The sequence below is a fragment of the Wolbachia endosymbiont of Cylisticus convexus genome (genome assembly GCF_003344345.1).
In genome coordinates, this window is the sequence record NZ_QPIP01000010.1 from 1 (window position 1) to 14,148 (window position 14,148).

Sequence of the window (14,148 nt, forward strand, 5' to 3'; positions counted from 1 at the left end):
TGAAAATTGCGATAGGTATGCGACATAAAATCTTAATTTCACGGATTTTATGCTCCACCTAAATGATGCCAGCTTCCGATTGTTGATCATCCGTCAGCCCGATACCTTTTATGTGGAATTACAACGTTACTCTCAATTTTTGCCACCCCAGAATCTGCATACTTTATATTCTCTTTTGGCAACATTTTTTCCTGTTTTCGTATCTTAAAATCGTGCTCTGTGTGACACTGATAGAATTTGCCCATCTTCTCTTATAACAATTTCCGTTTTCATTGTGTTTACTCTTTTCTTTCCAGAATAAGACAATTTTCCTATCTTTTGGCCGTTGTATTGGTTACATCTGCTAATATCTTCAAAATTCTTTCTGGCCTGTCCTTTTTTATTGAGATTTTTTTAGCCAAAAGTGGTTCCATTTTCTTGAATAATCGGCAAATGTTTGAGTTATACAAGTTACTCAAGAATCGGTGTGTTATATAAGTTTGATAATACAGAATTATACAGAGGATTTTGCCTTCCAATACAGGCAATTTTGACGTTCTTCCATGGCATTTCTTCTGTTTTTCAACCTTTTCCCACTCTGGTTTCGACAACCTTTTGGAATTCTTCTATTGTCAGACCTGTTACATCTCGAAAATTCCTCGGATGTTCTTTTAGATTATTAAGCTCATTTTACCTCACTTTTACTTGCTCTTTATATAACCATTTCTCCTCTTTTGCAGCAGGTCTTTATGTTTAAATTTTTAGGAGAAAAGCATCCTGAGATAATTGATGATATTTCTGAATATTTTACGTTAGGAGATAATGTAAAATGGCATGATATATTTAACAAAATATGGGATATTGACAACAAAAATCCAGAAGAGTTTAAAGAATGGATAGATAGTCAAGGTGTACAGTACACAAAGTGTGATTCCTCCATGGATATAGTACACAGTCTCACATCATTAGTAGATATACTTTAACAGTACTGCTTAAAGAACTAATAATTGCTGTTATTGGTTCTTTGAGTGTAAAATCAACTGATACTCAACACATCTTCTATTAAAAACTGCACAAATTCATTGCCATTCCAGTAATTCATAGAGATTTTACCCAAAATGGCTTTAACATTACCCTGCATAATAGCAGAGCCAAGCTCAGTATTTGCAGAGCGAAACGCAATAGCTTTTACCATAATATTGTCGTCAGCAATAAAACATTTTATATGGTCAACTCCTACAACTTCAGGCCTCCTTATCTTTGCTCCTTGAATGATGAATCTCGGTTCGGGGTTGCCAACACCAAATGGCTCTAAGCGCTGCAGTTGATTCCACAGGGATAAGTTTATTGCTTTAGCTGTTATTATACCATCAACTTTGATGGTTTTGTCATTTGTGGAGTTTGCAAATCTTTCAGTAAAGAAATCATGTAGATCACTTATTTTATCTTCCTTAATCGAAAATCCTGCTGCCATATTGTGACCACCACCTTCAATGATTAGGTTGGTAAATTTCGCAGAAAGAACCGCAGCACCAATATCTACTCCAGAAATTGATCTGCAGCTTGCTTTTCCTATTCCATTGTTTAAAGATATCACTATCGTTGGTAGGTGAAACTGCTCCTTTAGCCTTGATGCAATTATACCAATTATTCCTTGATGCCAATTGCCGCTTACCATTATAAAATTTACACCTAATTGGGCAAATTTTTCCGCTTGTGTTGTAGCTTCTAAGAGAGCCTCATTTTCTAACATTTTCCTTGCATTATTTAAGTCTATTAATTTTAGCGTGATTGAATGCACCTCTTCTTCATCATCGGTGGAAAGCAACCTTGCACCAAGGGATGCTTCTCCAATTCTTCCTCCGGCATTTATGCATGGCCCAATACTAAACCCTAACCGTGAAACACTTGGTTTTTCAAGGATTCCCAAAGCGTCAAACAAAACACGTAAGCCAACGTTTTTTCTTGCTGACATAACTTTTAATCCTTGTAAAACAAAAGCCCTATTTAGGCCTGTAATCTGCATAACATCACAGACAGTTCCAAGTGCAACAAGATCCAGTAGATCAAATAAATCTGGTTCTTTTTTGTTGGTAAAAAATCCTTCTTCACGTAAATTTCTATTAAGAGCAACAATTAGCAGAAATGACACTCCAACTGCTGCTAGGTTGTTATAAGGGGAGCTCTCATCAAGGCGGTTGGGATTAACAACTGCTACAGCACTTGGTAATTTTTCTATACCAAGGTGATGGTCGACAACTATAATATCAAGTCCAAAGACCTTTGCATCTTCTATTGGTTGATATGCAAGCGTACCGCAATCAACAGAAATACATAAATCAATTCCTTTCTTTTTAAGTTGTAATAAAGCATCTGTGTTTAATCCATAGCCCTCATCAACACGATCTGGAATATAGATTATAGAGCGTGTCCCAATCGCTCTTAAGTACCTATTAATCAATGCTGATGATGTTGCACCATCAACATCATAGTCACCAAATATTGCAATATTTTCATTATTGTTTATTGCTTTTATTGTGCGAGAAACAGCTTTATCCATATCAAGGAGGTGAAAAGGATCTGGTAATAGCGATCTGATTAGTGGATGTAAGAAGTCATGTGCATTTTTTATGTTAACACCACGACTAACTAATATTCTTGCTAATATTTCTGGTAACTCAAATCTCTGTATAAGAGTTAAAATTTCCCTTTGATCTGCTTCTTGTAACTCCCACAGTGCATTTGTTATGCTGCGTTTTTCAATGTCGAGTAGCATATTCTTTATAAATAAATACTGTATCAGAACTTTTAAGCTTATTCTATAATTGTGTTAGACTTCTGTATAACCTAGAAAAAAGATACAGGAGGGTGTCATGAAAGTAGCTGACACTGAAAATTGGCTTTTTAATGCAAAGACAAAGCAATTAGAAACACTATTATTATATTTTTAACTTATCCCTATTATAGTATTTTTTTAATCGGAGATGTTGATCATGACTAGGTAGTGTAACGTAGGAGTTCTTTCTTAAGTGGTTTAAAATTAGATTATGTTTTATGTATAATGCAATCCGTTATGTTTTTCCATTGTAAGATATTTTTTATATTAAAAAATTTAGCTTATCTTTCACACTAGTTTGTCTAAGCGTAATTGACACATGCCCTTTTTAGTGTGTAGTAATTCTTTAATTCTATAGCATTTTGTTTGCAAGAATCTGGAATGATAAGAGAAAGAGGCTACTTTTCCACTGTGGTGGAATCCATAAAGAACAAACCTTCTTCCTCGTCTTGAGTGCTGATGGTAGTGTGAGTGTTGAGAGGTAAAGGGTCATTTGTATGTCCATGTCCTACTCCTTTCATTGTAAATACAGGAAAGTTAACACTTTTTGCAAACCTTTCTTTTACAATTTTAACAAGATTATCATTATAACAGTTAACAAAGTCACCGAATATTACTGCATGTACTCCATCAAAAATATGAGCTTGTTTTAGGTGATCTAAACTGCGCTCAATTGAATATGGATAAACTCTTATGTCTTCTAAAAATAGAATTTTGTCTTTTGCATTTATTTGCCAAGCAGTTCCTATACTGTTTTCGACTAAAGTCATATTACCACCGATGATTTTAGACTCTAATCTGCCATTTTTTAGTCTAATTCCATTATTTATCATCTTTAGGTTATCAAATCTTATAGAGTCGCTTTTGTTAAGAATTAACTCTTTCAATTTTTCAACAGAACTTTCAGAAACGGAGTTATTTACTATCATTTCTAACATGGTGCCGTGAAGAGTTTGCCAGTCATATTTAACTTGCAGATAAATATGTAAAGCAGTGATATCACTATAGCCTATAAGAATTTTCTTATTTTTATTTTGAGCAATTCTTTCTTTTTTATCATTGGGTAACTTTTCTAGATAGGGAATTAACCGAGAAGCTCCTTCTCCTCCTCTGATACACCAAATTATTTTACTATCATCGGTTAGTGCATTAATTAGATCGTTCGCTCTAAACTCATCAGAGTTGGAATAAAATGGGTTGTCGTTACTGTATATTTTCTCCGAAATATGGGGATTAAAATCCAAAGTTTTTACGTATTCTTTTATAGTAGGCAAATCTGATTCTTTTCCCTTGGAAGAAGGAGCAATAATATCAACTTGATTGATTGTGTGTGCAGGATTAGTGAGTAAAGTGAACATAAAGCATAGAAAATAAAGAATAGAAGAATACATTAAAATATCTTATGAAACTCTTGCTTTAATATATCATCTAACTCGCAAAGAGAAACTTTTATTCCTAGTTTTTCCATTGATGTAACGCCGTAATCTTTCAGTCCACAAGGAATAATACCCTTATAGTGGGAAAGATTCGGAGAGACATTAAGCGCTACGCCGTGATAAGTTACCCATTTTCTCAAGCGAATGCCAAAAGCTGCTATTTTTTCTTCTACTCCATTATTGTTTACCCAGATACCTATTCTATCTTCTTTGAATTCTCCGAGTATATTAAAATGCTTTAAAACATTTATGATCCAATTACTTAGGTCCCTGATATACAGCTTGATGTTACATTTGTTTCTTTTTTTTAGGTTTAGCATTAAATATATAATGCGTTGCCCTGGTCCGTGATATGTATATTTACCGCCCCTGCCTGTTTTGTATATAGGAAATAGTTTTTCAACAATGTCATCGTCTGTTGCACCGATTCCTGCTGTGTAAAGTGAAGGGTGCTGAAGTAGCCATATTAGCTCATCAGATAAATTATTGTGAATTTGTTGAATTTTTGCTTCCATGAATTCTACAGCATGGTTATAATCAATGAGTTGGTTAGAGATTAGCCATTCTGTCATATACAATTTATTTTATTAAGCTTTATACTACTTAATAAATTTTCAAGCAAGTTTAGGTTGTTGGTGAGCTCTTAAAGCTTTCCAAGTTGTATAGGGATTTGTAACGAAAAAAGAGAAGCATTTGCCACTGCCTGGTGATGGTAAAAAACTTGACATATATTGCTGAATACATTAAAGTATTAATAAATACTTAATATTCATGTTAAATTAAAATATTTTAGTTGATTTTATAGGAGGATTTTATGCTAGATACAACACAAGAAAGTCAAAATGAATTAGGTGAGTTTAATCAAGAACAATGGGATCAATTTTTGGCTAAAAAGAAAAAGGAAGATTTAGAAGCAGTAAAAGAACAATCTAAGGAAAATAAAAAGGAAAATATAGAAATTCTGGAAAAACATTTCCATGATAGAACACTGCAGCCTATGAGCGAGTTCAAGAAAGTAGGAGAGAAAGAAGCAGGCTGCAGCTCAGGATTTCAAGCAGAGCATGAGTATGGCGAAAGCGATAAAGCGACTTTCATGATCAAATCTGTTTTAAACCACACGCTTACAGAAAAGGAAAAATGTTCTAGGCTAGCACAATTCAAAAAATCCTTTTACGAAGGATCAAGAAAAGCTACAAAATTGGAAAATCCTTATTTTTCAGATGATGAAGTGAATAATCTTATTAACCCATTCTGGTGGCTGATAGAAAGCAATATATGTTATGATGACTTGAATATTGCTGATTTTATCAGGGAATATGTTGCTGGTGATTTATATAAGTTGTTTTTGCATGATAGAGCTCCAATTGTTGAATTGGTAACAAATAACGATTTGCCAGAAAAAAGATTTGTAAAGAACGAGGCACAGAGTAGTGAAAGCCACGAGAAATATGAGAAAGGGGAATATAAGTTTCAAGATCAATCTAAAGAATGCATTGAGCAAGAGAAAAGCCAGGATAAGCTTCATCTGAGATCAAAGTTTTTGGATAAGTTTATAACATTAATGGATCCTAAGGAAAAAGGTAAAAATTACCAAGATGCAAAAGGTTTTGAGAAAATATTAGCTGCACAAATATTGCTTGGAGAAGCTGATATTATGCAACTAGAAAATTTTGGTATAATAGAAAAAGAGTATGAAAATGCAAAAGGTGAAAAAGTAAAAGAAAAACTCTGGGCAAAAATTGATCATGGTAGGTCACTTTATTCCTGCGTTAACCACTGGAATCAAATCCTCTTGTGTGACTTTAAAACCTTGTGTGGAATTGAAGTGGATTATAAAGGATTAGCACTTGAGTTAAGCTCATATGTTAAAACTATATCTGAAAATGAAGAACTGATTAATGGGTTAATAGATAAAAAAGCTAGCAATTTAAATCAACTTCTAAACTCTGAGATGCAGTTTACTCTTAAATATATTTCTAGTAACAATCCGGCTATTTTCTGTAAAGAAGTGTTTAGTTATTCATCTAAGTCTAAGGAGTTTGTATCTGATAAGGGTAATAGTTTAGGTGGTTACTTTAAGCAAAGGTTAAAGAGCCAAGTTCAGACTATGAGAGAGTATTCAGAAATATCACATGTTATATCAGCAATTAGCAACGATTTTGAAGATATTATCAACGTATCACGAGAGTTTTTTGTGTCTCAGTGCAAAAATCCACTGATTTGGGCAATAAAAACAGGTAAAAAACTTGATGGTAAAGACCCTATAATCTGGGCAGTAGATAATGGTAAAAAACTTGATGGTAGAAACCCTATAATCTGGGCAATAGAAACAGGTAAAAAACTTGATGATAAAGCCCCTATAATCTGGGCAATAGAAACAGGTAAAAAACTTGATGATAAAGACCCTATAATCTGGGCAGTAGAAACAGGTAAAAAACTTGATGATAAAGCCCCTATAATCTGGGCAATAGAAACAGGTAAAAAAATTGATGATAAAGACCCTATAATCTGGGCAGCAGATACTGGTAAAAAAATTGATGGTAGAAACCCTATAATCTGGGCAATAGATACTGGTGAAAAAATTGAAGGAAAGAAACCAGGAAAATGTGCAGCAGAGCATGGTTTTTTAATTAATGGAAAAAATCCTGAAACTTTTGCAAGTAAGGTACAGTTAGTAAAGTTTGTAAATAAAGCTTCGCTTCCAATTGTTGGGCTGGCTATTGTTGCTTGTACTGGTTTTATTATTGCAAATCTAAGCATGGCGTTGATTATTTCTGCAGCTGCAGTTGCATTAATTGCGGCACTTATTGTTAAACCCATTGCTTCACATGTACAAAGAGACTTATTACAAAATAGCACTGTAAGTACAAGTCTTAACAATCCAAGCGTTGGGGGATTTCAAAGAGAGCTTCAGCTTGCTTAATAGAAGTGATACTTATGCCTTCAGAGGAGGCATAAGCATTCTTTAATTACATTTCTTTATTAATGTAATGTTTTTTTCTTATCATTTAGGTAGCTGGCCTTTACGGTGTCATCCCAGTGCTTGACACTGGGATCCAGCTTTTTCATAATCATCAAAATGTTGTATTTTAACATTACTTTTATACTCGCAAATTTAACTGGATCCCAGTGTCAGCTACTCGGATGACATCATTCTTGTAACACTAATTGATATAATTCAACTACAATTTCAAATTTTTAACAAAATTTTCAGGAGGCACATATGAATTTTAACATTTTTCAAAAAAAGAAAAGCAGTGAATACTCTGCTTTTCAACTAATGATGGAACCAAGTTGGAGTAGGCGTGATTATGTAAGTTTTGCTGAGGAAGGTTACATAAAAAATGTTATTGCTTTTCGAGCAATTAATATGATCGCAAGTGCTGCATCTTCGGTACCTTTTACTCTCTGCCAGCTCACTGACCAGGGAAAATCGCAACTAAAAGCACATCCATTACTGAAGTTGCTTTATTCTCCTAATCCAATGACATCAAAATCGGAATTTATTGAGGGGATTGTAACTTATCGATTAGTTAACGGCAATTCTTATATATTGATGATTGAGCTGCAAAACAAACCAACAGAGCTTTATCTTCTGCGCCCCGATAGGGTTGAAATTGTTCCAGGGAGAAATAACATTCCTTATATCTATCGTTATACCGTAAATAACAACAGTTATGACTTTAAAGTTGATAAATTAACCGGACGTTCAGCAGTGTTGCATCTTAAAACCTTTAACCCCTTGAATGATTGGTATGGACTGTCACCAATTGAGGCAGCTGCATATAGTATAGATCAGCATAATCAGGCTGGTGCTTGGAATCAGGCAATGCTGCAAAATGGTGCAAGACCAAGCGGTGCAATAGTTGTGAAATCAGAAAAGGATGGAAGCGGTGGAAACTTAAGTCAAGAGCAGTACCAACGCTTGAAAGCACAGATAAACGATCATTATTCAGGTCCTGTCAACGCTGGAAGACCTATATTGCTTGAAGGAGGTTTAGAGTGGAAGGAAATGAGCTTATCACCGAGGGACATGGATTTTATTGAGTCAAAACACAGCTCAGCTCGCGATATTGCGCTAGCTTTTGGCGTTCCACCACAGTTGCTTGGCATACCCGGTGATAACACTTACAGTAATTTAGTCGAAGCACGTCTTTCTCTTTGGGAGCAGACGGTTTTACCGACACTGGAAAACATTGTCTGTCACCTAAACTCTTGGTTGACACCTAAGTTTGGTAATGATTTGTGCTTGTCATACGACAAAGATGCAATAGAAATTCTCATGGAAAAAAGGCAAAAGATGTGGAAATACGTGGAAAACGCAAACTTTATGACACTTAATGAAAAAAGGGAAGCATTTGGCTTGCCACCGCTGCAGGATGGTGATAAGTTGAGTTGATATTTATTGCTAAGTATAGTGTAGATATTTATTCTAAGCTGTAATAAATTAGAGGTAGTTTATGTATCAAGAACAAGAAAATTCAGTAAGTTTTACTCTTCCTCATATAGAATTGTCATCGAGACGCAAAGCGAATGTTAATGCAGTAGATCTTGATGGTGCTACTCCCTTACATTATGCTGCTTGCGGCAATCGTTTAGAGGAAATGAAATTGTTGCTTAAAAACGGAGCAAATGTTAATGCAGTGGACAATTATTATTTTACTCCTTTACATTATGCTGCTCACAGAAATTGCTTAGAGGAAATGAAATTATTGCTTAAAAACGGAGCAAATGTTAATGCAGTGGACAATTATTATTTTACTCCTTTATGTTATGCTGTTCAGGCAGGCCGTGTAAATATGGTAAAATTATTGCTTAAAAACGAAGCAAATGTTGATATAGTAGATAATTCTAGCGTTACTGTTTTACATTTATCTGTTCTCAAAGGCCACACGGAGATAACACAGTTATTGCTTGAAGATACAGAGAGTCCAAGCACAAGCTGTAGCAACATAAGCATTGAAGAACTGGAAAGACAAGCAATTAGTCAGTATTATTGTTAATTAAACTATTACAATTAAACACAAATCAACTTGAGGATAGATGAAGTTTACTGCCTTCTAAATCATGTAGCTAAATGAATGTATCCGTTCAGCAGAGTAGCAAAATAAGATAGACAAAAAACATAGGAACAAATGGTCAGTGCTTGACACACAGCTGTACGAACATTATCTGTAGGAAGATGTCATGCCAGTGCCCTCTTCTTGTCATCCCAGCGCCCTCTGTGGTGTCATCCCAGTGCTTGACACTGGGATCCAAGAACTTTGATAGGCTGGTGAGTGTACAAGTAGTCAACCTTATGTTCAAGCATGTCGTTTTAATCGGGACTGCATGAAAGCTAGATCCCAGTGTCAAGCACTGGGATGACAAGGAAAGAAGCACTGAGATGACAAGAAAAGAAGCACTGGGATGACAAGAAAAGAAGCACTGATTTCACATGCATCTGAACAGATACAATTAACTATTTTTCTTGCTAACTAAAGTGGTGAAGATTTTGTCTACATCAAAACTCATCTCAGGGCGCCAAATAGGGCCATCTAAGTGTGCCTCGATATAAAGAGGACTATTATGGTTTGGTAGCCTGAAAAAGAGTCTGAATATAGAAGCTAAGGAGAAGTTAGATAAGATTAAATTAGAAGAAATAGAACCTGATGCTTGATCGATACTAAACTGTGAACTAGTTGAACATACACCACTTTTAATACTTGCTTTTCCACTAATATTTTTAAAGAGCGTACTGCCTTTATATATATCAGTATGAGCAAGTGTGGAGATTTCAGATTTGTTTTTACTACTTAATAAATTAGTGATAAATGAATTAAAATCTACATTGATAAACTTTATTTTTTGTGCCTGCAAATCTACCTCTCCTGATAAATTACTCGCCCAATCATAAAAGCTCTTTCCTTTCGCTTTAACTTCTCCATTCAAAGTTACCTGACCACTTAAATTTTCAATCCCTATAACCTTGCCTATTTTTTTCACATCAAGATTTTCAATAAGAAACTTTACATTCATTGCATCCAATCCTAAATAGCCCTGAAAAAACATTTGCTCATGTTTCAATACATAACTTATTCGCCTAACAGTAACGGTATTACTCCTAATTGCTGCATCTATTTTAAAGTTCTTTAAAGCACTTTGCTTAGTTGTAAATTCTTCAATATTGACTTCTACATCTGCGTCAAAGCCTTCTTTATCACCCAAGAAATCAAGCTGCTTTGTTGACCATTGAATTTGATCTATTTCATTTTTTGAGTTTCTTTTTACCTCTGCTAAACTCGGTAATTTAAAGATATTTCCATTAAATTTATTGCCTGTAAGGTTTACATCTAGCAAAGGCTTAGTGTATTTTTGATCCACTAATATTTTCGCACTGCCGGTAATGTCAAAATCTTTTCCAGATATCTTTATTTTATCTGCAGCTAGCTTACCCTTTTCTATCATTAACAGGAAATCCAAATCTTCAATTTTTGTATCATTCAATATAGAATCTTTAACACTAGCTCTTATATTTACATCATACTTCAGGTTGCTCAGCCATTGCACATTAGATAAGTTACTGAATAATGAATAATTATATTTATCTACATTGAGATTGCGTATACTAAACTTACCATCAATCACATTGTGTTTCTTCATGTGATTTACATTGATTGATTCTTCCAAAAATTCCTTATCATTTGTTAATCTAATTTCTGAAATGGATAATATTCTTGGTGCAAGGTGCAATTTAGAACTTAGTGTAAATTGATTTTTCTCATCTTCTTTTGTTTTTATAGAAGGGAAAAAATGTGAGATGAATGACTCGCCCTTTATCAATAAATCACCATTAAATTCAGATAAGGTACCATTATTTGAAACTCTTCCTGATAATTGAGATATGTTATTAGTTCCAGAAAATTGAAGAAGCGTATCAACTTTTATTTCGCCATCAGCAAATTTTAGCGTAGCATGAAATTTGTCCAATATTTTGTTTTGATATTGAATGTTAGAAGCTTCCATATTAAAATCTAAGCTCAAGTTCTTTGGCACAACTGCTCTAAAACATTCCAGAAGGTCTTTCATGTTCGTTGTTCTTTGTGAATCATTTTGTATGGAATCTAAGTCAACTTTACTGAAGCTAATATTGAAATTAGTGTAATCGCTTTTTCTATCGTTTTGTATTGTACCGCTGGCCTGCATGCTTTTGGAATCAATTTTTAAATCAGTTGCCGTAAACTCACTTTCATTGAGACTGATATTGGATGATATCTTAATATTTTCGCTGGGAATCGCATAAGAAAGGAAGCTAAGATTAATGATTTTTGCTAAGTTGCTTACAGAATCAGAACTATTGTTAATCATTAGTGTTAAATTACCCTGGAGCTCTTCTTGATTTTTATTACCTGTAAATAGCAAATTTGCAAAATTTGAATCAACACTAATGTGTACATTCTTTTTTGTTATATTAACCTTTCCTGAAAAATCATAATTGTTATTACCAATCTTTACTTTACCAAAAAACTGCTTATTTTTTTTTACAGCAACCTCTTGTATGTTAACAGTATCAGCAGAATTATTATTAAAACTTATTTTGCTGTCTTTTATTACTATATCGACTATGTTATCACTGGCTTTTGCATTTATGATGTTAATTAAATTTTCTTTATTGCTTTTCATACCAAGCAATGTAATTGACTTTGGTTGCAACGAAAATAAAAACAACGATAGGAACGATGGCCTTATTTCAATTTTTTTTGCACTAATTAAATCTGATAACTTTTGCTCTTTATTTTTGTTGTATTGCACATATACATTATAAATAGTGAGCTTTGGAGTAATGAGTGAAACTTCAACTTTTCCTACAATATGTACTTTCGCATCATACTTCTTCTCTAACTCTTTTATTATATATTCCCTGTAGCCACTCCAATCCTTAAAAGCTGCGGCAACATGAAGAAGGACTAATACTAAAGAGATTGATAATATGGCGTATAAAGAAAGTTTCATAATAGACCTCTCATTCCAGCATCCCTTCTCGTCTTGTCATCCCAGCGCCTATCTTTGTCATCCAATCCTGTCATCCCAGTGCTTGACACTGGGATCCAGGAAATTTGATTAGACATTAAATTAATTAGCAAAAAAGTAGCTAGTCTTATGTTAAAACACAGCATTTTTGATGAAGTCACATGAGAAGCTGGTCTGAGCACTGGCTTCCCGGTGAAAATTGCTCTCAAACCACAACACTCATACAGTTGTGTGTGTGACACTGAGATCCATTGTAACTTAAACAAGGTTTTCCAGATTATATAATCAACAAAATTTCTGGATCCCAGTGTCAAGCACTGGGATGACACCGTTTGCTGTTCCTTTAGCAAAAGATCTAGTTTATACATATTTCAAATTATTCAAATTTCCTCTAAACATTAGATAGAGAGTACTAAAATAAACAATAACACTCAAAGCTATTAAAGTTACTAAATAAACAATACGAGTCAGGAAAAATAACCCTACTGATAAGTAATTAGAGAGATAAAGAACTATTGACATAACCAATGTTGCAACGAGAATTTTTACAATATTTAGTAATAACACTTGGCTAATCTTATACATTTTATTTATTATTAAATAATTAATTAATAAAATGGAATTTATCCAAGTGGAAATGGAAGTAGCAATAGCAATTCCTATATGCTGATACTTATTCATTAACAAAAAATTCAACACTACATTAATTCCAAGACATATTAGCGAAAATATAGTTGGTATTTTTAGATTTCCCCTAGCAAAAAATGTGGGTAGCAGTACTTTGTTTATAATAAATGCAGGTAAAGAAAGAGAAAATGCTACTAATGTAGGAACAGTTTGCTGCACTGCATGATAATCAAATTGACCGTAAGAAAAAAGCGTAAGTAAAATTATATCAGGAATAATGATAAAAGCAGCAGTTATTGGCATAATTAACATTAATCCTATATTGAGAGCTTTGTTCTGTATTTTGACTATGTTTTCAATATCATTTACTTGTTTTGAAATTAAGGGAAGAAGCACTGTGCCAATTGCAGTACCAATTACTCCTTGCGGTAGTTGATTTAGTCTATCGGCATAATATATATAGGACACTGCACTTGGTATAAAACTTGCCATGATTGTGTCAATCCATACACTTATCTGTGTTACACAATTGTTAATAATTGCAGGTATCACACGCTTAAAAAATAACTTCACTTCATTACTTAATGCCAGGCTAAAAGAAAAGAAAGCCTTTAATTTGTATGCACTAAACAGTATCAGAACTAGCTGTAAAATCCCTCCGATCAGGACAGCTATAGAAAGGTTATGAGCAGGTGTTTCAATGTAAGGTAAAAACAAACTGATGATTAAACAGAGATTCAAAATAATTGGTGCAATAGCCGTTGAAGCAAAATGTTGTTTTACTTGCAGCATTCCGCCAATAAGTGATGCAATTGAGACAAAGATTATGTAGGGCATCATAATTCTTGATAAAGTAACAGTAAGGGTAACCTTACTTTGGTCAAACCCAGGGGTGAATACCTTGATCATGTAAGGGAAGAAGGTTTGCGTGATAAGGCAAAAAATTATTAGGATAATAAACGTCATGGATATTACACTACTTGCGAAATTAAATGCCTTTTTATTGTTATATGATTCTGCAGAATATAGCGGTATGAAGGAGGTAGTGAATGCTCCCTCTGCAAAAAATGCTCGAAATAGATTGGCAAAACGAAACGAAGAAAAGAACATGTCTGCAAGAGAGGTTGCACCAATAACCGTAGCAATCAATACATCCCTTATTAACCCTGAGATTCTTGAAATAGCCGTAAAAAAACTAAATGTGAAAATACTTTTAAACATACCACAGTGTCAATACGATTAACTATAATGGTAAAAGCA

The 14,148-nt window shown here is 33.9% G+C and carries 10 protein-coding genes and 1 pseudogene; 4 read left to right on the forward strand and 7 right to left on the reverse strand.

What is annotated here, in order from left to right; all coding sequences use genetic code 11:
• A pseudogene (locus Wcon_RS11765) lies at nucleotides 1-615 on the reverse strand (IS5/IS1182 family transposase); the annotation flags it as partial.
• A 113-nt stretch (nucleotides 616-728) separates the two neighbouring features.
• Here Wcon_RS11765 and Wcon_RS02065 point away from each other — a divergent pair.
• Nucleotides 729-962, forward strand: coding sequence for a hypothetical protein (locus tag Wcon_RS02065; RefSeq protein WP_114517042.1), 234 nt, complete (start codon nucleotides 729-731; stop codon nucleotides 960-962).
• Nucleotides 963-1,015: 53 nt separating this feature from the next.
• Here Wcon_RS02065 and recJ read toward each other — a convergent pair whose 3' ends face one another.
• The 3 genes from recJ to lipB all read right to left on the reverse strand — a co-directional run bounded on the left by recJ (nucleotide 1,016) and on the right by lipB (nucleotide 4,823).
• The gene (gene recJ / locus Wcon_RS02070; RefSeq protein WP_114517043.1) at nucleotides 1,016-2,755 is read right to left on the reverse strand and encodes a single-stranded-DNA-specific exonuclease RecJ; all 1,740 of its coding nucleotides are present in this window, start codon (nucleotides 2,753-2,755) and stop codon (nucleotides 1,016-1,018) included.
• Between the two features lie 458 nt (nucleotides 2,756-3,213).
• Nucleotides 3,214-4,206, reverse strand: a complete 993-nt coding sequence (locus Wcon_RS02075) for an LD-carboxypeptidase (protein WP_114517044.1) — start codon at nucleotides 4,204-4,206, stop codon at nucleotides 3,214-3,216.
• The gene (lipB, locus tag Wcon_RS02080; protein WP_114517045.1) at nucleotides 4,206-4,823 is read right to left on the reverse strand and encodes a lipoyl(octanoyl) transferase LipB; all 618 of its coding nucleotides are present in this window, start codon (nucleotides 4,821-4,823) and stop codon (nucleotides 4,206-4,208) included. The genes Wcon_RS02075 and lipB overlap by 1 nt, the downstream gene beginning before the upstream one ends.
• Nucleotides 4,824-5,065: 242 nt before the next feature.
• Between lipB and Wcon_RS11355 the strand changes: the two genes are divergently transcribed.
• The 3 genes from Wcon_RS11355 to Wcon_RS02100 all read left to right on the forward strand — a co-directional run bounded on the left by Wcon_RS11355 (nucleotide 5,066) and on the right by Wcon_RS02100 (nucleotide 9,254).
• A complete protein-coding gene (locus Wcon_RS11355; protein WP_179947460.1) occupies nucleotides 5,066-7,174 on the forward strand; it encodes a hypothetical protein in 2,109 nt (702 codons plus the stop codon).
• Nucleotides 7,175-7,474: 300 nt separating this feature from the next.
• On the forward strand, nucleotides 7,475-8,650 hold the full coding sequence (locus Wcon_RS02095; protein WP_114517046.1) for a phage portal protein: 1,176 nt from the start codon (nucleotides 7,475-7,477) through the stop codon (nucleotides 8,648-8,650).
• Between the two features lie 61 nt (nucleotides 8,651-8,711).
• Complete coding sequence (locus Wcon_RS02100; protein ID WP_114517047.1) at nucleotides 8,712-9,254, forward strand: ankyrin repeat domain-containing protein; 543 nt, start codon at nucleotides 8,712-8,714, stop codon at nucleotides 9,252-9,254.
• 454 nt (nucleotides 9,255-9,708) lie between these two features.
• On the opposite strand, the gene Wcon_RS02105 is transcribed toward Wcon_RS02100, so the two are convergent.
• The 3 genes from Wcon_RS02105 to murJ are packed head-to-tail and all read right to left on the reverse strand — an operon-like array spanning nucleotide 9,709 to nucleotide 14,109.
• A complete protein-coding gene (locus Wcon_RS02105; RefSeq protein WP_114517048.1) occupies nucleotides 9,709-12,243 on the reverse strand; it encodes an AsmA family protein in 2,535 nt (844 codons plus the stop codon).
• Nucleotides 12,240-12,629: a hypothetical protein gene (locus Wcon_RS02110; protein ID WP_114517049.1), complete on the reverse strand. Its 390-nt coding sequence runs from the start codon at nucleotides 12,627-12,629 to the stop codon at nucleotides 12,240-12,242. Before Wcon_RS02110 ends, Wcon_RS02105 begins: the two co-directional genes overlap by 4 nt.
• Nucleotides 12,622-14,109, reverse strand: coding sequence for a murein biosynthesis integral membrane protein MurJ (murJ, locus tag Wcon_RS02115; protein ID WP_114517050.1), 1,488 nt, complete (start codon nucleotides 14,107-14,109; stop codon nucleotides 12,622-12,624). The genes Wcon_RS02110 and murJ overlap by 8 nt, the downstream gene beginning before the upstream one ends.
• Between the last annotated feature and the right edge of the window lie 39 nt (nucleotides 14,110-14,148).